General features: G+C 38.6%; 24 protein-coding genes and 1 pseudogene. 10 read left to right on the top strand and 15 right to left on the bottom strand.

The features are described 5' to 3' along the window. Positions 1–92: 92 nt before the first annotated feature. From AA977_RS06615 to plsY, 3 genes are read right to left on the bottom strand one after another with little or no spacing between them, the layout of a single operon-like run. On the bottom strand, positions 93–419 hold the full coding sequence (locus tag AA977_RS06615) for a hypothetical protein (protein ID WP_064435033.1): 327 nt from the start codon (positions 417–419) through the stop codon (positions 93–95). Further along, on the bottom strand, positions 403–756 hold the full coding sequence (locus AA977_RS06610) for a FolB domain-containing protein (RefSeq protein WP_064435032.1): 354 nt from the start codon (positions 754–756) through the stop codon (positions 403–405). The genes AA977_RS06615 and AA977_RS06610 overlap by 17 nt, the downstream gene beginning before the upstream one ends. Then, positions 753–1,415, bottom strand: coding sequence for a glycerol-3-phosphate 1-O-acyltransferase PlsY (plsY, locus tag AA977_RS06605; protein ID WP_064435031.1), 663 nt, complete (start codon positions 1,413–1,415; stop codon positions 753–755). The genes AA977_RS06610 and plsY overlap by 4 nt, the downstream gene beginning before the upstream one ends. Positions 1,416–1,520: 105 nt before the next feature. Here plsY and ccoG point away from each other — a divergent pair, with 105 nt between their 5' ends. After that, positions 1,521–2,897 (top strand): cytochrome c oxidase accessory protein CcoG, encoded by a 1,377-nt coding sequence (ccoG, locus tag AA977_RS06600; RefSeq protein WP_064435030.1) that lies wholly within the window; start codon positions 1,521–1,523, stop codon positions 2,895–2,897. Positions 2,898–2,905: 8 nt separating this feature from the next. Here the strand turns inward: ccoG and AA977_RS06595 are convergent, their stop codons facing one another. Beyond that, a complete protein-coding gene (locus AA977_RS06595) occupies positions 2,906–4,105 on the bottom strand; it encodes a saccharopine dehydrogenase family protein (RefSeq protein ID WP_064435029.1) in 1,200 nt (399 codons plus the stop codon). 86 nt (positions 4,106–4,191) lie between these two features. Here AA977_RS06595 and gltS point away from each other — a divergent pair, with 86 nt between their 5' ends. From gltS to AA977_RS06575, 4 genes are read left to right on the top strand one after another with little or no spacing between them, the layout of a single operon-like run. Then, the gene (gene gltS, locus AA977_RS06590; RefSeq protein ID WP_064435028.1) at positions 4,192–5,418 is read left to right on the top strand and encodes a sodium/glutamate symporter; all 1,227 of its coding nucleotides are present in this window, start codon (positions 4,192–4,194) and stop codon (positions 5,416–5,418) included. Further along, entirely contained in the window at positions 5,415–6,449 is a 1,035-nt protein-coding gene (locus tag AA977_RS06585) for a bifunctional diaminohydroxyphosphoribosylaminopyrimidine deaminase/5-amino-6-(5-phosphoribosylamino)uracil reductase RibD (protein WP_064435027.1), read from the top strand. The genes gltS and AA977_RS06585 overlap by 4 nt, the downstream gene beginning before the upstream one ends. Continuing rightward, positions 6,431–7,147 (top strand): tRNA1(Val) (adenine(37)-N6)-methyltransferase, encoded by a 717-nt coding sequence (locus AA977_RS06580; protein ID WP_064435026.1) that lies wholly within the window; start codon positions 6,431–6,433, stop codon positions 7,145–7,147. Before AA977_RS06585 ends, AA977_RS06580 begins: the two co-directional genes overlap by 19 nt. Positions 7,148–7,156: 9 nt before the next feature. After that, on the top strand, positions 7,157–9,496 hold the full coding sequence (locus AA977_RS06575; RefSeq protein WP_064435025.1) for a heavy metal translocating P-type ATPase: 2,340 nt from the start codon (positions 7,157–7,159) through the stop codon (positions 9,494–9,496). Here AA977_RS06575 and AA977_RS06570 read toward each other — a convergent pair. Next, on the bottom strand, positions 9,493–9,930 hold the full coding sequence (locus AA977_RS06570) for a CopD family copper resistance protein (RefSeq protein WP_064435024.1): 438 nt from the start codon (positions 9,928–9,930) through the stop codon (positions 9,493–9,495). The genes AA977_RS06575 and AA977_RS06570 overlap by 4 nt on opposite strands. 179 nt (positions 9,931–10,109) lie before the next feature. On the opposite strand from AA977_RS06570, the pseudogene AA977_RS06565 reads away from it, so the two are divergent. Continuing rightward, positions 10,110–11,275 (top strand): annotated as a pseudogene (locus AA977_RS06565) (outer membrane protein). A 47-nt stretch (positions 11,276–11,322) separates the two neighbouring features. Here the strand turns inward: AA977_RS06565 and AA977_RS06560 are convergent. From AA977_RS06560 to AA977_RS06515, 10 genes are read right to left on the bottom strand one after another with little or no spacing between them, the layout of a single operon-like run. Next, positions 11,323–12,939, bottom strand: coding sequence for an AlwI family type II restriction endonuclease (locus AA977_RS06560; protein WP_064435023.1), 1,617 nt, complete (start codon positions 12,937–12,939; stop codon positions 11,323–11,325). 6 nt (positions 12,940–12,945) lie between these two features. After that, the gene (locus tag AA977_RS06555; RefSeq protein WP_064435220.1) at positions 12,946–13,791 is read right to left on the bottom strand and encodes a Dam family site-specific DNA-(adenine-N6)-methyltransferase; all 846 of its coding nucleotides are present in this window, start codon (positions 13,789–13,791) and stop codon (positions 12,946–12,948) included. Between the two features lie 50 nt (positions 13,792–13,841). Then, positions 13,842–14,843, bottom strand: a complete 1,002-nt coding sequence (locus tag AA977_RS06550; protein ID WP_064435022.1) for a DNA adenine methylase — start codon at positions 14,841–14,843, stop codon at positions 13,842–13,844. Between the two features lie 56 nt (positions 14,844–14,899). After that, on the bottom strand, positions 14,900–15,967 hold the full coding sequence (locus tag AA977_RS06545; protein ID WP_033620174.1) for an LptF/LptG family permease: 1,068 nt from the start codon (positions 15,965–15,967) through the stop codon (positions 14,900–14,902). Between the two features lie 9 nt (positions 15,968–15,976). Beyond that, entirely contained in the window at positions 15,977–16,537 is a 561-nt protein-coding gene (gene pth, locus AA977_RS06540; protein WP_064435021.1) for an aminoacyl-tRNA hydrolase, read from the bottom strand. A 9-nt stretch (positions 16,538–16,546) separates the two neighbouring features. Then, positions 16,547–17,083: a 50S ribosomal protein L25/general stress protein Ctc gene (locus AA977_RS06535; protein WP_064435020.1), complete on the bottom strand. Its 537-nt coding sequence runs from the start codon at positions 17,081–17,083 to the stop codon at positions 16,547–16,549. A 54-nt stretch (positions 17,084–17,137) separates the two neighbouring features. After that, positions 17,138–18,088: a transaldolase gene (gene tal / locus AA977_RS06530; RefSeq protein ID WP_064435019.1), complete on the bottom strand. Its 951-nt coding sequence runs from the start codon at positions 18,086–18,088 to the stop codon at positions 17,138–17,140. Positions 18,089–18,091: 3 nt separating this feature from the next. Continuing rightward, on the bottom strand, positions 18,092–19,435 hold the full coding sequence (locus AA977_RS06525; RefSeq protein ID WP_064435018.1) for a UDP-N-acetylmuramoyl-L-alanyl-D-glutamate--2,6-diaminopimelate ligase: 1,344 nt from the start codon (positions 19,433–19,435) through the stop codon (positions 18,092–18,094). A gap of 2 nt (positions 19,436–19,437) precedes the next feature. Beyond that, positions 19,438–20,049 carry a hypothetical protein gene (locus tag AA977_RS06520; protein WP_064435017.1) on the bottom strand — a complete coding sequence of 204 codons (612 nt, stop codon included), beginning with the start codon at positions 20,047–20,049 and terminating at the stop codon, positions 19,438–19,440. A gap of 10 nt (positions 20,050–20,059) precedes the next feature. Continuing rightward, entirely contained in the window at positions 20,060–20,329 is a 270-nt protein-coding gene (locus AA977_RS06515; protein WP_033614056.1) for a NifU family protein, read from the bottom strand. A 136-nt stretch (positions 20,330–20,465) separates the two neighbouring features. Between AA977_RS06515 and AA977_RS06510 the strand changes: the two genes are divergently transcribed. From AA977_RS06510 to AA977_RS06495, 4 genes are all read left to right on the top strand, one after another. Beyond that, positions 20,466–22,067, top strand: a complete 1,602-nt coding sequence (locus tag AA977_RS06510) for an inorganic phosphate transporter (protein ID WP_064435016.1) — start codon at positions 20,466–20,468, stop codon at positions 22,065–22,067. A gap of 102 nt (positions 22,068–22,169) precedes the next feature. Further along, positions 22,170–23,501, top strand: coding sequence for a hemolysin family protein (locus AA977_RS06505; protein ID WP_033602051.1), 1,332 nt, complete (start codon positions 22,170–22,172; stop codon positions 23,499–23,501). Positions 23,502–23,522: 21 nt separating this feature from the next. Beyond that, positions 23,523–25,070, top strand: a complete 1,548-nt coding sequence (locus tag AA977_RS06500; RefSeq protein WP_064435015.1) for a TolC family protein — start codon at positions 23,523–23,525, stop codon at positions 25,068–25,070. Between the two features lie 11 nt (positions 25,071–25,081). Beyond that, positions 25,082–26,071, top strand: coding sequence for an HlyD family secretion protein (locus AA977_RS06495; RefSeq protein ID WP_000071853.1), 990 nt, complete (start codon positions 25,082–25,084; stop codon positions 26,069–26,071). Positions 26,072–26,089 lie beyond the last annotated feature (18 nt).

Below are 26,089 nucleotides of genomic sequence, written 5' to 3'. Positions count from 1 at the left end.
ATTATTACATTATTCTATTTAATAATACCTTAAATTTGTTTTAGGATTAAGAAAAAATGAAGAAAAGTATGATTAAAAAACGCTTTAGTATTTTACTGAGCGGCTGAATCAATCATTACTCGTGAAGAAGCGCTGCTAATGCCCCTTAAAAAAGTTTGAGAAGATACATTGATTTCAGCGTTTTGGTGGAAAATATCGCTTGGCTGGTTGCTTTGGCGTTCTTCTAAGTCATGGCGTTTGATAATAATGGTATTCCCCCATTGAAAGGGTTTATAAGATCGCTTTTTTTTGATGACAAAATGGGGTCTTAAATCCAAGAATTGCGTGTAACTTGGGAAATATAAAGGCTCTAGTAGGGGGTTTATGGGGTGCGCTTTTAAAACAATAAGGAGTAAAAAGAGGTTAAGGATTATTTTCATAGCTAATTCTCACGCTCGCCCCCACTTGAGAATTTTTAGAAACCTCTAACTTATTGATCTTTAAAAAAAGCTCAGTGATCTCATTATAGCGTGTTTTTAAGATGCGGCTCAAATCTTTAAGGGCGTCTTCAATGAGGAAGTATTGTTTTTCTTGCATCGTGTTTTGAATGATTTTTTGGATTTCCACATAATCTAAATAGACCTTGTTGGGTAATTTTGTGTAGAAAAGATCCAAATCCACGCTTATTTTTTGAGGTTTTAGGCGTTCAAACTCCAAAATCCCCAAAATCGTTTCAAACACCAAATGATGGATGTGAACGGCTTGCTTGATTTTCATAAGACTTTCTTTTCCTTACCAGCGAGCAAGTTAAAAATATTGCCCGCATGCTTGATAAGGGTAAAAATAAAGATTAACACCATCGGCGTTTGCGTGCCGACTTCTTTAAGGATATTGACGCTATCTGGGATGTGCATATAGGGGACAAAAAAGATAAGAATTGTCGCTGTGCCTACCCCTAGAATGCTAGCGAGTGAAGAGATTTTAAGCACCTTACCCACAAAAAACCACACCATTAAACCGATCAAGCTTTCAATAGGGATAAGCAACACCACAGATCCCATGATCGTAGAAACGCCCTTGCCTCCATTGAAATTTAAAAAAGGCGAATAACAATGCCCTAAAATGCTAGCGATAGCGACCATCCATTGCAAGCTATACTCTAGCCCAAACAATTTGCTTAAAAAAACAGCGAACATGCCTTTGAAGAGATCCAAGATTAAGACTAATAGCGCCATTTGTTTAGCGTTACTCACGCCCCTACTTTGCAAAGCGCGCAAGACATTCGTCGCGCCAATGCCCCCCGATCCAATCTTAGTAATATCCATGCCGTAAAAGATTTTCATTAACGCATAGCCAAAAGGAATCCCCCCAATAAGATAGCCCAAAAGGGTGAAAATAATATTGATATTGGTTAGGAAGTTTAAAACGCCATCCATGAAATACCCTTTCAAATAAAATAGCTGTCATTATAACATGTTGCTTTTTAAGTGAAAGCGTTAAGTTGTTAGGGTATAGTGGATTAAAAATTTTAGGATATGAGAATGCTTGAATCTTCTAGCCATTTTTTAAAATCGTTTCGCTTGAAGCGTTACATAGGGTTTGTATTGATTTCTTTAGCGCTATTAATCACGCCCTTTATCCGTATTGATGGGGCACATTTGTTTTTGATTTCTTTTGAGCATAAACAATTGCATTTTTTAGGCAAGATCTTTAGTGCTGAAGAATTGCAAATTTTGCCTTTTATGGTTATTTTGCTTTTTATAGGGATTTTTTTTATCACCACTAGCCTTGGGCGTGTGTGGTGCGGGTGGGCTTGCCCGCAAACCTTTTTAAGGGTGCTTTATAGAGATGTGATTGAAACCAAGATTTTCAAACTCCATAAAAAGATCAGCAACAAGCAAGAAAGCCCTAAAAACACCCCAAGCTATAAGATCCGTAAGGTATTGAGCGTTTTGTTATTCGCTCCTGTTGTGGCGGGGCTTATGATGTTGTTTTTCTTTTATTTCATCGCCCCAGAAGATTTTTTTTCCTATCTTAAAAACCCTAGCGAGCACCCTGTCGCTATGGGTTTTTGGCTTTTTAGCGCGGCTGTGGTGTTGTTTGATATAGTGGTGGTTGCGGAGCGTTTTTGCATCTATTTATGCCCTTATGCTAGGGTGCAATCGGTGTTGTATGACAATGATACCTTAAACCCCATTTACGATGAAAAGCGTGGCGGAGCGCTTTATGATAATCAAGGCAACCTTTACCCTCTATCCCCTAAAAAGCGCAGCGCGGAAAATGAATGCGTGAATTGTTTGCATTGCGTGCAGGTTTGCCCCACGCATATTGATATTAGAAAGGGCTTGCAATTAGAATGCATCAATTGTTTGGAATGCGTGGATGCATGCACCATCACCATGTCTAAATACAACCGCCCTTCACTCATCCAATGGTCTTCAACCAACGCCACAAACACGCGCCAAAAAGTGCGGTTAGTGCGTTTGAAAACGATCGCTTACATGGGGGTTATCGCTATCGTTATCGCGCTTTTAGTCATCACTTCGTTTAAAAAAGAACGCATGCTTTTAGACATTAACCGCAACAGCGATTTGTATGAAACGCGCCTGCAAGGGTATGTGGATAACGATTATGTGTTTTTATTCCACAACACGGACAATAAGGATCATGAGTTTTATTTCAAAATTTTAGGGCAAAAGGACATCCACATCAAAAAACCTTTAACCCCCATTATGGTTAAAGCCGGGCAAAAGATCAAAGCGGTAGTGATTTTAAGAAAACCTTTAAAGAATAACGCCACAGAATACAAACGCGCTAAAGACACTTTAACCCCCATTACAATACAAGCTTACAGCACAGATGATAAGAATATTATGGTAGAAAGAGAATCGGTATTTATCGCACCTAGTGAAGATTGAAGCCTAAACTAGCGCTCAATCACTTCATAAGGCAAGCCTTGTTTAATCAATTCTTCCATGAAAGGATCGGTGTTTAATTCTTCTATGTTAAACACGCCGGCTTTAAAATGCTCCACGCTCCAAGTGTCGTTGCAAATCATTTTAGCCGCGCACATCGCTGGCACGCCGGTGGTGTAGCTTATGGCTTGCGAGCCTACCTCTTCGTAGCATTTCTTGTGATCGCACACATTGTAAATGTAGAGCGTTTTGTCCTGGTTGTTTTTAATGCCGGTCATATAGCACCCAATGTTGGTTTTACCGGTAGTGTCTTTAGCTAAGGCCGCTGGATCAGGAAGTAAGGTTTTTAAAAATTGTATCGGCACGATTTTTACGCCTTGATGCTCTATTTCTTTAATGCCTAGCATGCCGACATTTTCCAAGCATTTCATGTGCGTTAAATAATTATGAGAGAAAGTCATAAAAAACCTCGCCCTCCTTAAACCTCTAATGTTTTTGACTAACGATTCCAATTCTTCATGGTATAAAAGATACGAATCCATTTCGCCAATTTGAGGGTAAGCCCACACTTGTTTGATTTCTAAGGGTTTGGTTTCAATCCATTTGCCATTTTCATAATAACGCCCTTTAGAGCTAACCTCTCTTAAGTTGATTTCAGGGTTAAAATTGGTAGCAAAAGGGCGTTTGTGATCCCCAGCGTTGCAATCTAAAATGTCTAAAGTGTGGATGGTGTCAAAATGGTGTTTTTGAGCGTGAGCGACATAAGCGTTCGTTACGCCCGGATCAAACCCCGATCCTAAAATCCCTAAAATCCCTGCTTCTTTGTAAGCTTTATCAAACGCCCATTGCTCTTTGTATTCAAACTTCGCTAAATCCGGATGCTCGTAATTAGCGGTATCAATGTAGTGCGTTTTAGTTTCTAAACATGCTTGCATGATGGTTAAATCTTGATAGGGTAAAGCCACATTAACAACGACTTTAGGCTTGTATTTTTGGATTAAAGTTATTAAGGCTTGCGTATCGTCAGCATCCACTTGTTCAACGCTAATTTCCCCCAAACCTTTTTTGAGCATGCTTTCTTTAATCGCATAGCATTTGTCCAAACTCCTGCTCGCTAAAACGATATTTTTAAACACATCTCTGTTCATGCCCATTTTGTGCGCTACGACACTGCCTACGCCACCAGCTCCAATTTGTAATACTGTATGCAAGGAACACCTACTTTCTAACTAATCTCGTTCTTTTAGGGGGGTATTATATTATAATAAGATAAATTTGATTAATTAAGGATGCAAGCTTGCAAGAAATTAAGTTAGATATTTATGCCACTTTGGTGTGCATGGTTTTAGTGTTACTCTTGGGGCGTTATGTGATTTCTAAAGTCAAGTTTTTACGAGATTATGATATTCCAGAGCCTGTTGTGGGTGGGGTTTTAGTCGCTTTTTCTATCATGTTGGCGCGCCAATTTTATAATTTTGGTTTGCAATTTGATTCTTCTTTAAAAGACCCTTTGATGCTGACTTTCTTTATCACCATTGGTTTGAGCGCGGATTTCAAATCTTTACAAAAAGGCGGGAAAATGCTTGCGGTTTTTTTGCTGGCTGTGGTGGGGTTTGTGGTGTGTCAAAATGTGGTAGGGATTTCTATCGCTAGTCTTTTAGGGGTCAATCCTTTAATGGGGCTTTTAGGCGGATCTATCGCTTTAGTGGGAGGGCATGGCACTAGCGCGGCATGGGCTAATTTTTTCACGCAACCTCCTTATAATTTTAGCTCTAGTTTGGAAGTGGGCATGGCGTGCGCGACTTTTGGCTTGGTGAGCGGGGGGATTATTGGAGGGCCTGTCGCTAAATATTTGATTTCTAAATACAAATTAGAGCCTAAAGACACTAAAGAAAAAGACGCCTTAGAGGGCGTGGTGTCTAAAGGTTTTGAAACCCCTAAAGAGCAGCGCCTAATCACTGCATCCAGTTTTGTAGAAACTTTAGCCTTAATTGCGATCGCTCTATTGGTGGGGACTTTTTTAGCGCATTTGATGCCTAAAAGTTTCACCTTGCCCACTTTTGTGTGGTGCTTGTTTGTAGGGGTTCTTTTAAGGAACGCTTTATCGTTTTTTAAAATCCATAGCGTGTTTGATAGGGAAGTTTCAGTCATTGGGAATGTGAGTTTGAGCTTGTTTTTGGCTTACGCTTTAATGAGTGTAAATTTGTTGGAATTGTTAAAACTCGCTGTGCCATTAGCGGTTATTTTGAGCGTTCAAGTGGTGGTTATGATCCTTTATGTGGTGTTTGTAACCTTTAGGATTTGCGGGAAAGATTATGATGCGGCGGTGTTGTGCGCGGGGCATTGCGGTTTTGGGCTTGGTGCGACCCCAACGGCTATGGTGAATATGCAAACCATCACCAACCACTATGGGCCATCGCATGTGGCGTTTATCGTCGTGCCTTTAGTGGGAGCGTTTTTTGTTGATATTATTAACGCTTTAGCGATTAAAGGCTTTTTGCTCTTGCCTTTTTTCCCATCATGAAGCTTTATGAAAGTTTATTAGAAATTTGTTTGAATAAGGCGTGGGAGTGTCAAACCCTAGCCTTAGAAAACCCAAGCGTGGCGTGCATGGTGTTAGACAAAAATCATGAGATCTTAAGCTTAGAAGTGCATAAAAAAGCCAAAACCCCGCATGCAGAAGTTTTAGCCGCTAAATCAGCCTTAAAGATTTTACGCCCTAATTTAAAAAGCGATTTAGACCAACTAGAAGATCCTAAAATTTTAAGCGGCTTTTTAAAAACACACCACAACAACGCCTTTAAAGACTGCGTTTTTTTAATCACCCTAGAGCCATGCAATTCTTATGGCAAAACCCCTGCATGCAGTGAATTATTAGAAATCTTAAAACCTAAAAGAGTGGTCATTGCTACAGAAGAAAATGAGGCTAAAAAAGGGGGTTTAGAAAGGCTCAAAAAAGCCCATGTTGAAGCGATCATTTGCCAAAATTTAGAAAACAAGGCTAAAGATTTGCTCTTGCCTTTTAGGATAATGGAAAAAAAGGGGCGTTTTAATTTGTTCAAACTCGCTTTAAGAATGAACGGGGATTATAAACATGGCAAGATCACCGGTCAAAAAAGCGCTATTTTCACGCACAACCAGCGAGCAACATGCGACACCCTTATTGTCTCTGGAAAAACCATAAGAACCGATGATCCCTTATTGGATGCACGCTTTTGCGATGGCTTTTATCAAAATAAAAACCCCAATATCGCTATTTTATCCAAGCGTTTAACCAACCCTAACTCAAGGGTTTTTTCTGCGCCTAATCGTTTGGTTAATACTTTCTGCAACCCTAAAGATTTGCCCCTAGAGAAGGGGTTTAATTTCATTGAAGGGGGGTGGGAATTGTTTGAGAGTTTGAGGGACAAAACAGACATGTTGCTTTTGCATGCCCATGCGTCTGTGATTGGCGAATCTTTTAATCCGTTCACTCTAAAAACCCCTTTTAAAGGGCGTTTGTTGCACACGCAAATCTTAGAAAATGAAGCCCTTTTATGGATAGAAAACTCTTAAGATTGTACCAGCCTTTAAACGCTTATGCTTACAATAGCGATTCGCTCTTTTTATACGATTTTTCACGCCCTTTTTTTAAAAATAGCGGCGCGATTTTAGACATAGGCTCAGGGTGTGGGATTTTAGGCTTGCTTTGCGCCAGAGACAACCCGCTAGCGAGCGTTCATTTAGTGGAAAAGGATAGCAAAATGGCGTTTTGCTCTCAAAAAAACGCCCTTAAATTCCCTAACGCTCAAGTGTTTGAAAGCGATTTTTTAGATTTCAACCCTCCGATTTTGTATGATGTGGTTGTGTGCAACCCTCCTTTTTATGCGTTAGGCTCTATTAAATCCAAACACAAAGGGCATGCGAGGCACCAGAGTGCATTGAATTTTCCCTCTTTGGTGGCTAAAGTGAAAAAATGCCTAAAGCCTAAAGGGTATTTTATTTTTTGCTATGAGGCTTTGTCGCTTTGCTTAGTCATAGAGAGTTTAAAAAGCGTTAAGCTCACGCTAGAGACTTTAAGGTTTGTCCAAAGTTTTAAAGACAAGAACGCCCATTTGATGCTTGGGGCGAGCAGGAATAATTCCAAAAGCGCTTTAAAAGTTCTGCCCCCTTTAATCACGCACAATTCCAAAAACCAAAGCGACAACACCAAGGAAGTTTTAAGTATCTATCAAACTTGTAACACTTATTCTATCAAAGCGCTTTTAGACTAAGGATTAAAAATGAAATGTGCGCATTGCCAATTAGAATTTAAAGAAAGCGAGCTTTTTAAAGAGACTATCAACCATAAAGAATTGCATTTTTGTTGCACAGGGTGCGCTAGGGTGTATGCGTTGTTATTGGATTTGAATTTAGAGAGCTTTTATGACAAATTAGGCGATTTTACTTTAGCCCCTGTAGTGCATCATAATCCAATGCATGCTTTGGAATTAGAACAAGCTCTTGAAGAAAACGATAAGGGCGAATTTATTCTTAATCTTTTGTTGGAAAAAACGCATTGCAACGCTTGCTTGTGGCTCAATCAAAAGGTTTTAGAGCGCTTAAAGGGGGTTAAAAAAGTGAGCGTGAATTTCACCACCCACCATTTGCAAATCGTGTTTGACAAATCCTTAAACCCAAAAGAAATCATTCAAAAAATTGAGAATTTGGGCTATGGGGCTAAAATCTATAACGCTAAAAATTACACCCTAAAAGCACAAAAAGAACAACGATCTTACTTGCTCACTTTAAGCGTGGGGTTTTTTGCCACCATGAATTTGATGTTTATTGCAATTGCAAAATACGCAAGCTATGGTGGTAATGGCATGGATAAGCTCATGCAAAGGAATTTGGATCTCGTATCGCTTTTTTTAAGCTTGTTGGTGTTGGTGGTTGTGGGGCGCTTTTTTATTAAGGGGGCGTTTTATGGGCTAAAAAACGGGGTTTTTGGCATGGATTTGAGCGTGTCTTTTGGGGCGTTGTCGGCGTTTGTTTATTCCGTTTATGCCATGTTGGTGTCTCAAGAGACTTATTTTGAAGCGAGCAGCACCATTTTAACGCTTGTTTTTGGATCTAAGTTTTTGGAATTGAAGGCCAGGCTGTTTGCGAATGAAAAATGTTTAGCCCTAGAATCGCATGAAATCCATAGCGTGATCGTTTTAGAAAATAACAAACAGGTGGAAAAACACCCCAAAGATGTGGCGATAGGCTCTATTATTTGGGTGCCAAGTGGGGCTAAAATCGCGCTAGATGGCGCGCTTTTAAATAGCGCGAGCGTGGATGCGTCTTTGATTAGCGGGGAGTTTAAACCTTTAGAATTGGGGGTTAATGATAAAATTTTAGGGGGTTATGTGAATGTGGGCGTGCCTTTTAGCTATCAAGTGAGCGCTGATTTTCAAAACTCACGCCTTTCTAGTTTGCTAGAAATCTTAAAAAAGAGTTTTTTAGAAAAGCCCTTAATTGAGAGCAGCGCGAACAAAATTGCAGATATTTTTTCTAAAGCGGTATTACTTTTAGCCTTTGTGAGCCTAATTTTATGGCAATTTGGTTTAGGGGCTCATTTTGAAAAAGCCTTAATGGTATGCATTAGCGTGTTAGTCATAAGCTGCCCTTGCGCGTTCGCTCTAGCTACGCCTATTGCATTAGTGATAGGGGTGTTTAAAAACCCTTTGATCGTGTTTAAAGAAGCGTTGTTTTTAGAAACTTTAGCCAAAGTGAAAAAAATCTTTATAGACAAAACCGGCACTCTCACGCAAAAAGAAGTCCTTTTAAAAGAAAAAATCGTTTATGAACATTTTGATGAAAGGCTTTTAAAGAGCCTTTTAAAAGCAAGAGAGCATTTAGCCCATAGCGCGATCCTTAAATCATTAGATGGCGATGAGGTTATTTTAGAAAAGATAGAATTTTTTGCTCATGGCTTGAAAGCGAGCTATCAAAATGAAACCTTGCTAGTGGGGAGTTTGAAATTTTTAAACGCTATGGGGGTTAGCACAGAAGTGAAAGAGAGCGCCAATATCATGGTAGGTTTTGCGAAAAATACAACTTTATGCGCGTTATTCATTTTAGAAGAGCGTTTGAAAAATAACGCTAAAGAAGTCATTCAAGCCTTACAACTTAAAGGCTTGGAATTAGAAATTTTAAGCGGGGATAATGAAAGCTCGGTTAAAGAGTGTGCGAAAAAATTAGGGATTTCTAAATATTCTGCGAATTTGACCCCTGAAGATAAGGCGCAAATCATTAGCTCTTATCAAGGCGTGTGCGCGATGATAGGCGATGGCAATAACGACGCGCTAGCCTTAAAACAAGCGAGCGTTTCTTTGGGGTTTGAAAAAAGCGCTTTGAGTAAAAGTGCATGCGATATTTTGCTTTTAGAAGAAGATTTGAGTTTGTTAGAAAAAGCGCTTCATAACGCTCAAAAAGTCTATCAAGTGGTGTTGCAAAACATTGCTTTGAGCTTGATTTATAACGCTATTTTAATCCCGGTCGCTATACTAGGCTACATTAACCCCTTAATAGCGAGTTTGAGCATGAGTGCTAGTTCTTTGTTGGTGGTCTTAAATTCTTTAAGGTTGAAACGCTCCTAAACAAACCACATTGTTTTGGCTAAAATGGCGATCAAAAAACCAAAAGTTAGAGCGATAGGGTGGATATAGTTACCAATAGGGTTTTTCTTCCCCAAAAACTTACACAATAAAGAAAAAAGCACTAAAAGAAAAACGCTTAACGCTAAGATCACCTTCACCATCAGTATTTTTTGAAAAGGGGTTTCACACCAGCCTTTATCGCCCCCCATATACCGACTAAGCATTATTCCCCCTGTTAAAACAAGCCCTAAAACGCATAAAGGCATGATTTTAACCGCTCTTTGAGTGATCCCTGTATTTGCTTTATTGGCAAAATCTTCGCCAAACATTTTCTTCACATTAGGGAAAATCACCCCATCAAAAAACAAGTAGCCAATAAAAATAATAGCGCACAATAAATGAACAACCAACGCATAAGGATAAATCGCATCCATTTAAAATCCTTTATTCATGGGAAAATTAAAGAGTTTCTAATCTACTATAAAAGGATTTTATTGTCAAGTATCCCACTATTATGGGAATTTTAAGGGTGGTTTTTGTTTGACTTTTAAGACTGCAATTAGCTATAATAAAATAATTAAAAAAGTAATACTTAAGCGGAGCACCCTAGAGAGTGGTGATCAATTTTATGACAAAGAAGAAAATAGAATGCAAGATTGCAAGATGGTTTGTAAAAATTTTAATCGTAAGGAATCTGTTTTGATAGCTCAATCTTTAAATATTTCTAAAAAAGGCTCGGTAGTTTTAGGCGCTCTTTTGAGTTCGTTATGGCTGACAAGCCCCTTAAACGCTTATGAAAAAAATGGTGCGTTTGTGGGGATTAGCTTGGAAGTGGGTAGGGCTGATCAAAAAACCAACGCTTATAAAAATGGCGAATTGTTTCAAGTGCCTTTTGGCGATGTTTCGGCTAATGATGATGGCAAAGTGCCTGATGGGCAGACCGGTGGCTGTCAGCCCGCTTCAGGGACACCAGGAACGCCAGGCTATACCAAGGCTAACTGCGTGGTCAATTGGACTTCTCGCACCATGCTTAGCACCAATAAAAACATTCCTGGCCGTAACCAGCCGATGTATGGGCTAGGCGTGATCACAGGCTATAAACATTTTATGGGTAAAAAAAGGTGGTTTGGGCTGCGCTATTATGGTTTCTTTGATTATGGGCATTCCAATTTTTCTAATTCTAGAGCCGCTAACGCCATATCGCCTTTTTATTTGAGCGATCAAAAAGCCGACATGTATACTTATGGTTTTGGCACAGACATGCTTTTTAATATTATAGATAAGCCTAAAGCCACGGCTGGGTTTTTTGTGGGCGTGAATTTTGCGGGTAACACTTGGACCAATAATCGTGTGGGGTATTTTAAGGATGGGTATGTTTATGGTGTCAACACTGACGCTGACGCTTACATGACTAACGCTGATGGCACGATCACATGCGGGGACACGACGCCGGCGAGTTGTAATGTGGGGATCAACTCTAACAGCGTCTATGCCACAGGAAAATTGAACGCTAAAGTGAATAACACGATTTTCCAATTTTTGGTGAATGTAGGCATTAGAACTAATATTTTTGAACACCATGGCATTGAGTTTGGTATCAAAATCCCCACGCTCCCTAACCATTTTTTCAAAGGCTCTACCACTATAAAAGCGAAAAAACAAGGTCCGCTAGAGAATGGGAATCCGACCACTATCACAGGAGCAGAAACCAATTTCAGCTTAACCCAAACCTTACGCCGTCAGTATTCCATGTATTTACGCTATGTCTATACTTTTTAAATTCAGTAGGGTTTTTAGGTAAGGCTTAGACATGAAAGTTTTGCGTTTCAAGCTTTCAAGCCATCATTGAGTTGCAACAACTCTGCGCTGTTTTCTACTTTTTTGATAAAATCATTGATAGCATAACAGCGTATATTAATATTGTCTTTGAAATGGGCAAATCCCGCATATTCTTTGGCGTCATCATGGATATTTGGAGCCACAAAAACACTAAATTTCTCTCTAATATCAGCGCTATTTTTAATCAATTCTTTTAAATGTCTGGCAATAGGTATCATTTCCAAGGCGCTCTGACTTCTATCTCTAATCAAGCTCACTTCTATATAACTTTGGGCTTTTGTGTCCATAGCTACAATATCAGGTTTATTACCGCTTGCTGTGTATACGGGCAAGCCTTCATCATCGCTTTTATAATTGGGCATCACGCTTAAATTTTCAAAATGTTGTTTCAAGAAAATAGCACTTAAAAATTCTAAGCGTAAAGGTTTATCAATGAGTCTTAAAAAATTATCTTTTGATTCTTGCTTGTTGCAAGTAATGAGTAATTCTTGCTTGATAAAATCTTTAGTATAAGTGGTTGCTAGTTCATTCAATTTACTTGATTTAACGCTCTCATTATCGCTGATTGGAGTAACGCTAACAAGAAAGCTATCCACGATCGCCATGTAGTTAAAAAAGGCGAGTCTGTTAGCTTGAGTGTCGTTTAAATAATCCTCTTTAAAAGCCTTATGGGTTTGTAAAATATAATCTATTTTATTACTTTCATTAGTATTAATATCAATAAACCTACCATTACCACGCAATGAAATAAGTCCTGTAATACGCATTTTTCTAATGTATTCATCAACGGCTTCGTTAGTGATTTGGCTCATTTTGAATCGTGTTTTATTAACACTTTCTAAAAGTTTTAGGCATTTTTCATAGATAAATTCATCTGAGTAGCTGAATTCTGTTTTATTGATAGTAACAATTTCTTGTCTTAAATGAATAATGTAGTCATAAAGCCCATTAGCGTTATCATCTTTCCAACAAAGTAAGATAGGGATTTCTTTGACAGAGAGAGGAGTTAGATGGGCATTTTTGAGCCGTTTTAAAAGCGAGAGCAATAATTTGAAAGGGTTGTTATGGTTTAAGTTCTTTTTGTAAGGGTTTCCCACTTCATATTTAGACAGAGCGTTTAAAAATATAGCCCCAACTACGCTTTCATCAACGCTTTCTTTAAAAGTATCGTTTTCTTTGTTATAGTAAGCAAGAATAAGCATTTTAGCGCTATCGCTGATGAGTATTTTCTCATCTTTTGCATAGTAGCAAAACCCAAACTCACACATAAGCTTATACCAAGTGTCAAACCGACTTTCCCATCCATGCTCAAAACCCATCTCTTTATGATTTTGTGGGGATATTTCTATAATGCGTTCTAACTCTTCATCGCTAAAGACATATTCATTGGAGTCAAATTTTTCTTTCAATTCTTTATTTTGATTGAGAGAAGTAGGTCTATAAAGCCTATGAGCCAAAACGGATTTGACAATTTGCATAATCGTTGAAGATTCAAGAATTTGATTTTCAAACTTTTCTAAAACAGCTAAAAATTGTCCTATTCTTTTAGGGTTTCGCATAGTGGTTGAAAAGCTTAAAATTTTTCGTGCCGGTTTTTTAGTCATAATCAATCACCTATAATTAGTTACAAAGATTTCTTTGCTATCTTTTTTAATGGTGTTGTCATTATAGCTGATATAGTTACTTTTGATATTAAAAATATAATATTTTTTAGCCCATTCTTTTAAAATAAAATTAGTCTCTCCCTTATGGTAAATAAGATTAGTTATACCAAATAAAACTCCCTTTTTATCTAAGCTATCTAAAATGCCATATAAGGCTATCTCATTATTGCTATCCCATAACTTGTTGTATTCACTATTGGAGATTAAATAAGGGGGGTCAAAATAAACATAATCATCTTTTAAATAAGTGGTGTGGTTAAGAAAATCAATATAATCATTATTATGAAAAATAATGGTGTTTTGTTGCACAAAATCTAGGTAGTTTTTTAGGGCATTATAAACATTTTCGTTAAAATCTACATTACCTACGGGTAAATTAAAAAGCCCTTTAGAATTAAATCTAATCATGTGATTAAACCCATAAATTAAAAGCAAATACAAATAAAGCATGTTGTTTTGATTGGAGTTAAAATCAGCCCTTAGTTTTTCATAAGCTATTTTATTGTATTTAGCGTAGTAAGTTTTTATATATTGTTTTTTTAATTCATCAGGAGCTGTAATCCCCTTAAAAGAGAAAGACAAGCCATAATGAATGATGATTTTAGACAATTCATCAAAAAGCTCATAAGCATTGAACTTGCTTAAAGTTTTATGTAAATTGATAATATTAGTATCTATGTCATTAGCTAAGTATCTTTTAGCCTTAGTGTTTAAAAACACGCTACCTCCACCCACAAAAGGCTCAATAAATTGATTAATGTTATTTGGGAATAGCTTATTGAGCTGTGGCATGAGTTTATATTTATCCCCTACATAGAAAAAGGGAGAACGAATACTTTTTTTCAAGGTTTCGCTTCCACTATAAATAAAAATTCTTTATGCTCTTTAAAATCAGTCTTTCCTGAATTAAAAAAACTATGAGCCTTTTCTTTAACGCTTAATTTTCCTTTTTGACTCAAAATTCCCACTAAATCTTTAAAGTCTATTTTATTTTGCGAAGAGCTAGACTTAGAATTATAGGTATTATTATAAGTTAAAGCAATCCTTTTACAATCTAGTTTTTCAATTAAATCGCTCAATTCTTTCTTGGCATTAGAGCGACAATATTCGCTCATGTTCTCGCATGATGGCTTTAAAGCTGTTCCATAGAGTTTGGGTTTTTTCCACTGCACTAAGTTTTCATAGAGATGATAAAACCGGCTGTATTGCCTTGAATTGTATGGAGGGTCAATAAAAACTAAGTCTATTTTTAAGGTTTTAGCCAATTCGTTAGCGTCTTTTCTCTCTATCATGATATTTTTATCATGCTTTATAGGGCTAATAAGTTCAAAAATAAATCTATCTTGCAAGATCTCTTTTTTCCTATAAGCTTCATAATGCCCCACCGTGTTAGCTATCTTATCCATTGAATAAATCAAGCTTGTTAATAAAATATCTTTATTTAATTTATCTAAATTCAAGCTTTCTATATGCTCTCTAATGCTACCGATTTTGACACAATCTTTATAGCTGAAAAATTTGCCGCTAAAATGTTGGCTAAAATAATTTTCTTCTAGCTTTAAAGCTTGAGTATAATATTCTTTCAGTTCTTCAAGCACCTTAAAATCAGCGTCTTGCCCCCTAAAAAAAGCATGATAAATGATTTCATTAGAAAATAAAATATCATTTATAATAATATTTTTAATGTTAGGAATAGTGGCAAATTGACCAGCCACTACCCCACTTCCGGCAAAAATATCGCACACGCTTTTGATATTATTTAATTTTAAATTCCCAAATACCCACTCTATGAGTTTGGTTTTTGAGCCGATATACCGGCGATTTTTTAGATTAAATCTTTCCACTAGCCACCTTTAAACTAAGAGGATAAAACCACTTAGTAACATATAAGATTAAAACCTCACAATCTCTTATTAAGCTTTTTAAAATACCAAAGACTGAGGGCTAAGAATACGAAAAAGGGTGAGAGCACGCCTATTTCAGGAATGAGTATCCCTGAAATGCTAAACTTCCCCAATGCAAAGAATAGCCCCCAAACAACGAGCGTGATAATGATGAATTTTAGCCCCAAAAGAGCCAGGTTTTCATAGCGCGCAAGGCTTGGCGAAAAATAAGCGATTAAAACGCTTAAAAACGGCACAAAAAAGGGCAAGATTGCAAAAACATATAAAAACGAGCGCACTTTTTTGGTGTCTGCGTTTTGGCGCACTAGAGCATGCAAGGAAAAAAGAGCGTCTGTGATAGAAACTGCAGGCTTATTTTGATAAATGGTGTCTAAAACTTTAGGGCGGAAATTTTTGAGCGTTTTAAAGGTTTCTAAACGCATCGCGCTCAAAGCGTTTGCGCCCAGTTCAAAATTTGAAGGCAGGCTATAAATGGTAGCGTCATGCAAGATCCAATGCTTGTCTTCAAAAAAGGCCTCATTGGCTTCAGCATAAGATTCTAAAGTCTTGTCTTTCAGGCGAAAAACCTTGATATTTTGGGCTTTTTGCAATAACGGATTGATCTTATCAAAATACACATAATCATCGTTGTATTTCACTAACAAATGCTCTGAGACGCTCAAAGAATTGTCTTTATAGATCAAATTTTGCGTTTTTTCTTCCATGTACACAAAAGGAGTCGCATTCAACCCCACATAAATCGCCGTGAAAAACAAACTGATGAAAAAAATGGGTTTTAAAATCTGGCGTTTAGAAAAGCCAATGGAGAGCAGGGCGGTGTATTGGTTGGATTTAATGAAGGTGATGTAAAATAAAACCATCGCTAAAAGCAAGGAAATAGGCAAGGTGTAATTGAGAGCGAATAAAATATCATAGGTGAAAAATAAGATAATCATGTTCGCAGAATCGGGCATTTTGTCGGCGTATTTCAGGCTGTCAATACCGACGAAAAACAATTCTAAAGCTAAAAGCACGATTAAAAAATATTTGAAATAATACCACCCTACAAATCTAAACAAACGCATTTTAACCCCTTAAGCCTCTATTGCTAAAGGTTTTTTAAGCGTGAAACGATTTTGTGTGGCGTTAAAATCATGGCTTTCTATAAAAAATTTTAGGGCGTTTTTGGCATGTTCAAACACGGCGTTTTTTAAAGGCTCTTCGTTTTTGTTAAATTGAGAAAGCACATGCTCAGTAACATTAACCCCTTTAGAAATCCCCACCCTCAAGCGATAATAAGCGTTAGAGCACAGAGCGTCAATGGACTTTAAGCCGTTATGCCCTCCATTCCCTCCGCCCTTTTTAAACTTCACAACGCCTAAAGGCAAATCCAAGTCGTCATGGACAATCAAGAGCTCTTTGGGTTTGTAAAAATTTTTAGTGCTCAAAACGCTTTCGCCGCTTAAATTCATGTAAGTTTGGGGTTTGAGCAAGATAAAATCTTTATAAATGCATAAATGAGCGTTGTGTTTGGGGGAAAAAGTGAAAGAAAGATCCAACTCGCCAACGAGCAAATCCAAAATATCAAAACCAGCGTTGTGTCTGGTGTGAGCGTAACGCAAAGTAGGGTTGCCTAAACCCACTAAAAGCGTCATAACTTCAAATCACTTCGCTTTAATCACACCGATCACAGCGATAGAATCATGATCTAAGATCTTCACATTTTCGTGTTTTTCTAAATCGCGCACCAAAATAGACTCATTCACGTCTAAAGGGGTTACATTCACTAAATAGTGGTTGGGCAAATGCTCTGGAGCGCATTCCACGCTAATACGCTTTTTAGAGAGCATCAAAATCCCTTTATTTTTCAAACCCACTGGAGTGCCTTGGTATTTAACAGGGACTTTAAATTTAGACTTCACGCCTTTAGTAACAGCGAGTAAATCCACATGGATAAGCTCGTTAGTGACAGGGTTTTTTTGGTATTCTTGAATCACGACTTCAAAAGTCTTATCCCCTAATTTCACCGGAAAAATCAAATGTTTTTTTTCCTTAAGGTATTTAATGAAAGGGTTTAATTTGAACGCGCAGCTCACATTCTCAACGCCCTTACCATAAACATTTGCGATTAGATAGCCATCTTTTTTTAAAGCTTTAGCATTAGCTTTAGTAATACTCTCTCTAATAACGCCTTCTAACATGTCAATCCTTTAAAATAAAATAAGGGCTTATTCTATCCAAAAAACCCTTAAAAATCAAAAACTCTTTAAAAGCTTTTCAAAGGATTGTTTGAAAGCGATCAAGCCTTCTTTAAGGAGTTTTTGAGCGGTGTTTTCTAAATCAATGTTGTGCGTTTTTAATTCTTTTTTAAACGCTTCAATTTCTGGGCTTTTTAAAGGGGTTTGGCATTCTGCGTTTGGATTGAGCAAATAAGCGTTTAAAGCGTCTATGGGGGCTGTGTTGATAGAGTTCTTAAAGCCTAGCGCTTTGATGTAGTAATCTTTAGCTAAAGCGTTAGATTTAACGCCTGTGGATGCAAAAAGGGTGCTTGTGAATTTGTTGGCATGCTTATTGATTTGATAGTAGCATTCTGTGGCGTTAATGATCCCGCTTTTAGCTTGCAAGTTTTGAGCCACTAAGGGGTCTATTTCTTTATCAAATCGTGAGACAAACACGCTAATGACCGCTCTTTTTTGCGCTTCTTTGGCTAGTATTTGAGCGATTTCACCGGCAATTTTAGGCGAAAAGACTAAAGTTACATTAATGGGAATAGAGGCTTTAGCCAAAGCGCTGATGACTTCAAACCCGCTTCCGCTCGCCGGGACTTTGATCATCACATTAGGGCGGTTTAATGTTTTAAATAACCGCTTGGCTTCATCAATGCTTTTAATTGCATCATCTTCTAAAAAAGGGTCAATTTCTAGGCTAATGTAGCCGTTGTTAGGGTCTTTTTCATATAAAGGCATTAACGCGCTAGAAGCTTGTAAAATATCCTTTAACGCCAGAATCTCATAAATTTCTTTAGCTTTTTTACCTTTGAGTTTAGCGATTTCATCTTTATAAAATGCGCTTTTGGTGATCGCTTCACAAAACAAGCTAGGGTTACTCGTCGCCCCACAAATAGCCCCCTTATTGATGAGCTTTAAAAAATCGTTTTCTAAAAAATCCCTTTCTATAAAATCGCACCACAAACTGAATTCTTGCATGTTTCATCCTTGTTTTAAATTGAGGTAATAATTTTTAACGATTTCTTGGTCGCTAAAAAAAATCGTTTTGTCTTTAAAGATTTGAGTGTTTTCATCGCCCTTGCCCAAAATCAATAACACCTCATCGTCTTTTAAATTTTCTAAAGCGTTCAAAATGGCTTTTTTTCGGTCTTTTTCTGTGATCACTTTAGAAAGATCGTTGATGCCTTTTAAAATATCCTTAATAATGTCTTCTTCGTTCTCGCTTCTAGGATTGTCTGAAGTTAAGATGATTTGATGAGCATAATAGCTCGCTACCTCTCCCATTTTAGGGCGCTTGGTCTTATCCCTATCGCCCCCTGCTCCAAAAAGAGCGGTGATTTTTTGATTTTTAAAGCTTTCAAAGACTTGTTGCATGCCGTCTGCTGTGTGCGCGAAATCCACAACCACTAAAGGTTTAGAATGCACGATTTCTAAACGCCCTTTCACCCCATAAAAGTTTTCTAATAACGGCGTGATTGTTTCTAGCGGTAATTGGGTGAGTAATTTGACCCCCAAAACGCCCGCTAAAATATTATAAAGATTGTAACGCCCTAAAAGGGGGGAATGCATGAGCGCGATTTCTTTAACATTAGGGTTTCTCAAATCTTGCTGGTAGCATAAAGATGCGCTAATGGAAGGGTTGAGCGAAAAGGCTTGAATGTTTAAATGCGCTTTTTTATCCAGGGCGTAAGTGTGCGCGTTAATGGGGTTAAAAAGGGCGTTTGTTTCATCTCTGTTAATGACTTTCAAGCCCTCATCTTTAAAAAAGCTGTTTTTAGCGTCTCTGTAATTTTCTAGGCTTTTGTGGAAATCCAAATGATCGCTTGTGATGTTGGTGAGAATTTTAAGAGCGAAATCAAGCCCGGCGATGCGCTCTTGGACAATCGCATGGGAGCTCACTTCCATGATAAAGTATTCGCATTCTAGACGCATCGCTTCTTCCAAATCGCCATAAAGCTCTAAAAGGGTGGGCGTGGTTAAGCCCTTTTCTTTAATGCGTTTATCGTTGATAAAAAAGCCTCTTGTGCCTAAAAGAGCGGCCTTTTTATTCAAATCCAAAAGTAAGGAATACATCAAGCTCGCCGTGGTCGTTTTACCATTAGTGCCAGTAATCCCTATGATCTTAATCTTAAAATCAAAATAGTTTTTAAGTTCGTTAAAATCCAAAATATCTAGGTTTTTTGCTTCCATTAAGGGGGCGTATTTTTCATTTAAAGGCGTTTTGACAAAAAGAATTTCTTCAGGGTTTTCTAAAACTTCGTTAGTGTTATCGCTTAAAAAAGAATAATGATGGTTGCGATAAGTCAGGGATTTTTTAAGTTTCATTTTTAAGCCTTATGGGATTTGAGGGCGTCTTCTAAAAGGGAACGCAAAAATTCATCGTAAATGAAAGACCCTTCATGCATGTTTTCAATGTAATTGATCGCTAATTCATAATAGCCATAATGGTTCAATTCTTTTAAAAATTCATAAAAATCCTCTTTGTTGTCAAAAATCACCCTAGAACTGAACATCAAATCTTCAAACGCTTCCTTAAAACCGCGCTCCAAACTCAAGCGTTTGAAATCCGCATACAAAATGCCATTCAATTCCTCGCCTTTTTGAGAAATTTGTGCATCAATCTTTTCAGCCATTTGGTTTAGCCCCTCATCAAAAGAAGCGATTAAAGTCATGATTTGATCTTCAGCTTGGTGTTTTTGGCTGCGTTTTTGCATAGCCATCAAGCTTTGATACAATTCATAAAAGCTGTGGGCTTCTTTAGGGAAATCTTTAGCTATATCGCTCAATAACGCTCCCACTTTGGCCTTTTGGTTGTCTTTATCCAAAAACAAAACTTCAGAAAAAAGGCGCAACGCTTCAGCGTAATGGGCTTGTTTGAACGCTAAAAATCCCTCTTTAATCAATGCGCGCTTTTTAAACTCATAATCAAACTTTTGCATGCCTAAACCCTTAAAGTTTGTGAAACTCCTTAGCGTTTTCTAAACACACTACTTCTAAATTAGGGTGAATATCCATTTTAAGCTGCCTTTCAATGACATTTTTTAGAGTGATTTTACTGCTAGAACAAGTCTTGCACGCCCCTTCTAAGACAACATAAATTTTCATGCTTTTCACCCCTAACACTTCAATGTTCCCGCCATCTCTGAGCAAGTAAGGGCGGATTTTTTCTATCACAATACGCACCGGTTTTTGCAAATCTTCATCGCTAAATTCTATCATTTTAAAACTCTCTTTGAAATTTTACTTTAAGATACCATATAATGAGCCATTTTTATCAAACAACGCTTTTTAAGAGTGGTTCAAGGGCTAATTGGATAGAATGCAACCATTATTAGAATAAGGTTTTGATGACGGTATGGAAATTAAAAACATCAAAGAATTTGAAAAAGCTTCCAAAAAACTCCAAAAAGACACTTTAAAGATCGCTCTCGCTCTTTTGTTCCTCATTGGCACTGCTTTGCTCGCTCTTATTTTTGGGCAAGCTAATTCTAAGGGCTTGTTGCTCATTTTTGCGGCTGTGATTGGGGGCTATATGGCGATGAACATTGGCGCTAATGATGTGTCTAATAATGTCGGCCCTGCTGTAGGCTCTAAAGCCATTAGCATGGGAGGGGCGATTTTGATCGCTGGGGTTTGTGAAATGCTTGGAGCGATTATTGCTGGGGGGGAAGTGGTTTCTACGATTAAGGGCCGTATCGTTTCGCCTGAATCTATTAATGATGCACACATTTTCATTAATGTCATGCTAGCAAGCCTTTTGAGTGGGGCGTTGTGGTTGCATGTGGCCACTTTAATTGGCGCGCCCGTTTCTACTTCACACTCTGTAGTGGGGGGGATTATGGGGGCTGGAATGGCAGCCGCTGGAATGTCTGCAATCAATTGGCATTTTTTATCAGGCATTGTGGCTAGTTGGGTGGTTTCGCCTTTAATGGGGGCTTTAATAGCCATGTTTTTTTTGATGCTCATTAAAAAGACTATCGCTTATAAAGAAGATAAAAAGAGCGCGGCTTTAAAGGTCGTGCCTTACTTGGTAGCGTTGATGAGCTTATCCTTTAGCTGGTATTTGATCGTTAAAGTTCTAAAACGCCTCTACACAGTGGGTTTTGAAATCCAATTGGCTTGCGGCTGTATCCTTGCGCTTTTAATCTTTATTCTTTTCAAAAGATTTGTATTGAAAAAAGCCCCAGAATTAGAAAATAGCCATGAAAGCATTAATGAGCTTTTTAATGTCCCGTTGATTTTCGCCGCTGCGCTTTTAAGCTTTGCGCATGGGGCTAATGATGTGGCTAATGCGATTGGCCCCTTAGCAGCGATCAGCCAAACTTTAGAAGAAGCGAGTAGCCCTATAGGAAACACTCTAAACTCTGTGCCGTTGTGGATTATGGTAGTGGGGGCGGCTGGGATTGCTTTGGGCTTGAGTTTGTATGGGCCAAAGCTCATTAAAACGGTGGGGTCTGAAATCACAGAGCTAGACAAAATGCAAGCTTTTTGCATCGCGCTCTCTGCGGTTATCACCGTGCTTTTAGCCTCTCAACTAGGCTTACCGGTAAGCTCTACGCACATCGTGGTGGGGGCGGTGTTTGGAGTGGGCTTTTTAAGGGAGCGTTTAAGAGAGCAATCAAGAAGGCGTTTTGCTAAGATTAGAGATAGCATCGTAGCGGCGCACTTTGGGGAAGATTTAGAAGAAATTGAAGGCTTTTTAGAGCGCTTTGATAAAGCCAGTCTGAAAGAAAAATCGCTCATGTTAGAGAGCTTGAAAAAGAGCAAGAACACCGCTATTGCTTTGGAATTGAAAAAGAAAGAAAAAAAGTCGCTCAAAAAAGTGTATAAAGAAGAAGTGATCAAGCGTTCCATTTTAAAAAAGATTGTTACCGCTTGGTTGGTAACGGTGCCGGTTTCTGCGTTGTTAGGGGCGCTTCTTTTTGTGGCTCTTGGCGTTGTAGAAAAGTATTTCTAGGGTTTTAAAGGCTTGATTGTTTAAAGTTAGGCTTAATCTTTTATGTTAAAATTCTAAGATTTTATCTTTATTATATTCATCGTTAGGTTTTAGGTTTAAATCATGGGGAGGAATCAAGGAGCTTATTTGGATCCGTCTGAATCAATTTTGATGTTGATGGTTGCTTTTTTATTGGTGTTGTTGAACGCTTTTTTTGTGCTTTCAGAGTTTGCCCTTGTGAAAGTGCGTAAAACCCGCTTAGAAGAGTTGGTTAAAATCGGTAATTCCAACGCTAAACTCGCTTTAGAGATGAGTCAAAGGCTAGACACTTATTTGAGTGCAACTCAGCTAGGCATAACCCTTTCTTCATTGGCTTTAGGCTGGGTGGGTGAGCCTGCTATCGCAAAGTTGTTAGCCGCATTGTTTGAGTCTATGGATTTAAAAGATAATCCTATTTTTATCCACTCAATGAGCGTGGTGATAGCGTTTTTAAGCATCACTTTTTTGCATGTCGTGCTAGGCGAAATTGTGCCAAAGTCTTTAGCGATCGCTAAATCTGAAAAAGCCGCTCTTTTTGCTGCACGCCCTTTGCATGTGTTTTGGGTGTTGTTTTACCCGGTGGTGCGCTTGTTTGATGTGATCGCTCATTTCTTTTTAAAAAAAGTGGGCATCAACCCTAAAGAGCATGATGGCACGCATTCTGAAGAAGAGTTAAAAATCATTGTGGGCGAGAGTTTGAGGGAGGGCATTATTGATTCAGTGGAGGGCGAAATCATTAAAAATGCGGTGGATTTTTCTGACACGAGCGCTAAAGAAATCATGACCCCACGAAAAGACATGGTGTGTTTGGATGAAGAAAACAGCTATGAAGAAAATATAGACATTGTTTTAAAAAGCCGCTTCACGCGCTACCCTTATTGCAAGGGGTCTAAAGACAATATTATCGGCATGGTGCATATTAGAGATTTGCTTTCTCGCTCCCTTTTTACCCCTAAAATGCATGATTTCAAGCAAATCGTCAGGAAAATGATCATTGTCCCAGAAAGCGCGTCTATTTCTCAAATCCTTATCAAAATGAAAAAAGAACAAATCCATACCGCTTTAGTGATTGATGAATACGGCGGCACAGCCGGGTTGCTCACTATGGAAGATATTATTGAAGAAATCATGGGGGAGATTAGCGATGAATACGATTTGAAACAAGAGGGCGTGAACAAGCTTGAAGAAGGCGTGTTTGAATTAGAGGGCATGTTGGATTTGGAGAGCGTAGAAGAAGTGCTTCATATCCAATTTGACAAAGAATGCGAGCAGGTAACGCTTGGGGGCTATGTCTTTAGTTTGTTAGAGCGCATGCCTATGGAAGGGGATACCATCATTTCGCATGGGTATGCATTTGAAGTCTTAAGCGTGGATGGCGCTAGGATAAAACGCTTGAGAGCCACCAAAGAAAATTAAGGATAGAATAAAGGAATGGACATGAAAAAAACAACCCTTTTTGTATTGAGCTTGTTGTTCAGTAGCTCTTTAAGTGCTATTGATGAAAACCCTCAAAATATCCAAGAAAAAACTAAGCCTTCTTCTTTGAGCTTGGCTGAAAATAACACGCCTTTTAACAACCCTAATATTCAAAAACTCTCTTTAAAAAACGCATGGGCTAGGGTGTTGTCTAGCCATGAGGGCTTGCATGCACAAGAATACGCTATTAAACGAGCGAGCAAAATGAAACTAGCGGCCAAGCTTTCTTTTTTGCCCCAAATTGATTTGAGCGCTTTTTACGTGTATCTTTCTAACCCTATTAAAATGGATTTCGCCAGCCAAAAACAACCGGGCGTTCAAAAAGCCACCAACCAGATCCATCAAGGCCTACAAAACATCCAGCAAAATATCCCCCCTCAAGTGCTAACCCCTCAAATCCAAGCGGGCATGCAAGGGGTGATGCAAGGTTTTGGGGCTTTGAGCAGCACTTTAGAAGCCCCCTTGTTGTTTTCTAAGCAAAATGTGGTGCTTGGGGCTTTGAGCATTATTTATCCCCTTTACATGGGCGGGGCGAGATTCACGATGGTGCGCATTGCGGATTTGATGCAAAAAGACGCTAACGAAGTGTATCGTTTGAAAAAGCTTTCCACTTTTCAAGAGCTTGTTAAAGTGTATTACGGCATGGTGTTAAACGCTGAAGTGGCTGAAACTTTAGAAGAAGTGGAAAAAGGTCATTACAAGCATTTCCAAAACGCTTTGAAAATGCAAAAAGTAGGGCAAATCGCTAGGGTAGAAACCTTGGGCGCTCAAGTGGCTTACGATAAGGCCCATATCGCTAGCATCAAGGCTAAAGACGTGTTAGAGATTTCGCAACTCTCGTTTAATTCTATTTTGTCTAGCAAAGACGATCTAGCGCCCTCTAATAAACTAGAGATCCACACGGAAAAAGATTTACCCGATTTGAGCTTTTTTGTTTCTTCTACGCTCAATTCTTACCCGGCTTTAAGGACTTTAGAAAATCAAGTTCAAATCTCCAAAGAAAACACGAAACTACAGATCGCTAAATTCTTACCCCAAGTGAGTTTTTTTGGCTCTTACATCATGAAGCAAAACAATTCGGTGTTTGAAGACATGATCCCTAGCTGGTTTGTGGGCGTGGCCGGACGCATGCCTATCCTTTCCCCCACAGGGCGCATCCAAAAATACCAAGCGAGCAAATTAGCCGAATTGCAAGTCAATAGCGAGCAAATCCAGGCTAAAAAAAACATGGAATTGTTGGTGAGCAAAACCTATAAAGAGACGCTTTCTTTTTTGAAAGAATACAAGAGTTTGATTTCTAGCGTGGAATTAGCTAAGGAAAACCTGAAACTCCAAGAGCAGGCTTTTTTACAAGGCTTAAGCACGAACGCACAAGTCATTGACGCTAGGAACACGCTTTCTTCTATTATCGTGGAGCAAAAGAGCGTGGCTTATAAATACATTGTTTCATTAGCGAATTTAATGGCGTTGAGCGATCACATTGATTTATTTTATGAATTTGTTTATTAAAGGAAAAAATCATGTCAAACAGCATGTTGGATAAAAATAAAGCGATTCTTACAGGGGGGGTGGCTTTATTACTAGGGCTAATCGTGCTTTTTTATTTGGCTTATCGCCCTAAGGCTGAAGTGTTGCAAGGGTTTTTGGAAGCGCGAGAATACAGCGTGAGCTCTAAAGTCCCTGGACGCATTGAAAAGGTGTTTGTTAAAAAAGGCGATCAAGTCAAAAAGGGCGATTTAGTTTTTAGCATTTCTAGCCCTGAATTAGAAGCCAAGCTCGCTCAAGCCGAAGCCGGGCATAAAGCCGCTAAAGCGCTTAGCGATGAGGTTAAAAGAGGCTCTAGAGATGAGACGATCAATTCGGCTAGAGATATTTGGCAAGCGGCAAAATCCCAAGCGACTCTAGCTAAAGAGACTTACAAGCGCGTTCAAGATTTATACGATAATGGCGTGGCGAGCTTGCAAAAGCGCGATGAAGCTTATGCGGCTTATGAAAGCACCAAATACAACGAAAGCGCGGCTTATCAAAAGTATAAAATGGCTTTAGGGGGAGCGAGCTCTGAAAGTAAGATTGCCGCTAAAGCCAAAGAGAGCGCGGCGTTAGGGCAGGTGAATGAAGTGGAGTCCTATTTAAAAGATGTCAAAGCGACAGCCCCTATTGATGGGGAAGTGAGCAATGTGCTTTTAAGCGGTGGCGAGCTTAGCCCTAAAGGTTTTCCTGTGGTGTTAATGATAGATTTAAAGGATAGTTGGCTAAAAATCAGCGTGCCTGAAAAGTATTTGAGCGATTTTAAAGTGGGCAAGGAATTTGAAGGCTATATCCCAGCGTTGAAAAAAAGCGCGAGATTTAGAGTGAAATATTTGAGCGTGATGGGGGATTTTGCGACATGGAAAGCGACGAATAATTCCAACACTTACGACATGAAAAGCTATGAAGTGGAGGCCATACCCTTAGAAAAGCTGGAAAATTTTAGGGTAGGAATGAGCGTGCTAGTTACCATTAAGCCTTAAAGGATTGTTTTGTTCAAA

It is taken from the genome of Helicobacter pylori (assembly GCF_001653455.1).
Classification (GTDB): Bacteria; Campylobacterota; Campylobacteria; order Campylobacterales; family Helicobacteraceae; genus Helicobacter; species Helicobacter pylori_A.
Note: the sequence above shows the minus strand (reverse complement) of the source record. Positions and strands in the feature narration are given on the sequence as shown.

What these genes read in the sequence shown, in the direction of transcription:
- AA977_RS06615 (WP_064435033.1), bottom strand. Translation starts at nt 419, where the DNA reads ATGAAAATAATCCTTAACCTCTTTTTACTCCTTATTGTTTTAAAAGCG.
- AA977_RS06610 (WP_064435032.1), bottom strand. Translation starts at nt 756, where the DNA reads ATGAAAATCAAGCAAGCCGTTCACATCCATCATTTGGTGTTTGAAACG.
- plsY (WP_064435031.1), bottom strand. Translation starts at nt 1,415, where the DNA reads ATGGATGGCGTTTTAAACTTCCTAACCAATATCAATATTATTTTCACC.
- ccoG (WP_064435030.1), top strand. Translation starts at nt 1,521, where the DNA reads ATGCTTGAATCTTCTAGCCATTTTTTAAAATCGTTTCGCTTGAAGCGT.
- AA977_RS06585 (WP_064435027.1), top strand. Translation starts at nt 5,415, where the DNA reads ATGAAGCTTTATGAAAGTTTATTAGAAATTTGTTTGAATAAGGCGTGG.
- AA977_RS06580 (WP_064435026.1), top strand. Translation starts at nt 6,431, where the DNA reads ATGGATAGAAAACTCTTAAGATTGTACCAGCCTTTAAACGCTTATGCT.
- AA977_RS06575 (WP_064435025.1), top strand. Translation starts at nt 7,157, where the DNA reads ATGAAATGTGCGCATTGCCAATTAGAATTTAAAGAAAGCGAGCTTTTT.
- AA977_RS06570 (WP_064435024.1), bottom strand. Translation starts at nt 9,930, where the DNA reads ATGGATGCGATTTATCCTTATGCGTTGGTTGTTCATTTATTGTGCGCT.
- AA977_RS06560 (WP_064435023.1), bottom strand. Translation starts at nt 12,939, where the DNA reads ATGACTAAAAAACCGGCACGAAAAATTTTAAGCTTTTCAACCACTATG.
- AA977_RS06555 (WP_064435220.1), bottom strand. Translation starts at nt 13,791, where the DNA reads ATGCCACAGCTCAATAAGCTATTCCCAAATAACATTAATCAATTTATT.
- AA977_RS06545 (WP_033620174.1), bottom strand. Translation starts at nt 15,967, where the DNA reads ATGCGTTTGTTTAGATTTGTAGGGTGGTATTATTTCAAATATTTTTTA.
- pth (WP_064435021.1), bottom strand. Translation starts at nt 16,537, where the DNA reads ATGACGCTTTTAGTGGGTTTAGGCAACCCTACTTTGCGTTACGCTCAC.
- AA977_RS06535 (WP_064435020.1), bottom strand. Translation starts at nt 17,083, where the DNA reads ATGTTAGAAGGCGTTATTAGAGAGAGTATTACTAAAGCTAATGCTAAA.
- tal (WP_064435019.1), bottom strand. Translation starts at nt 18,088, where the DNA reads ATGCAAGAATTCAGTTTGTGGTGCGATTTTATAGAAAGGGATTTTTTA.
- AA977_RS06525 (WP_064435018.1), bottom strand. Translation starts at nt 19,435, where the DNA reads ATGAAACTTAAAAAATCCCTGACTTATCGCAACCATCATTATTCTTTT.
- AA977_RS06520 (WP_064435017.1), bottom strand. Translation starts at nt 20,049, where the DNA reads ATGCAAAAGTTTGATTATGAGTTTAAAAAGCGCGCATTGATTAAAGAG.
- AA977_RS06515 (WP_033614056.1), bottom strand. Translation starts at nt 20,329, where the DNA reads ATGATAGAATTTAGCGATGAAGATTTGCAAAAACCGGTGCGTATTGTG.
- AA977_RS06510 (WP_064435016.1), top strand. Translation starts at nt 20,466, where the DNA reads ATGGAAATTAAAAACATCAAAGAATTTGAAAAAGCTTCCAAAAAACTC.
- AA977_RS06505 (WP_033602051.1), top strand. Translation starts at nt 22,170, where the DNA reads ATGGGGAGGAATCAAGGAGCTTATTTGGATCCGTCTGAATCAATTTTG.
- AA977_RS06500 (WP_064435015.1), top strand. Translation starts at nt 23,523, where the DNA reads ATGAAAAAAACAACCCTTTTTGTATTGAGCTTGTTGTTCAGTAGCTCT.
- AA977_RS06495 (WP_000071853.1), top strand. Translation starts at nt 25,082, where the DNA reads ATGTCAAACAGCATGTTGGATAAAAATAAAGCGATTCTTACAGGGGGG.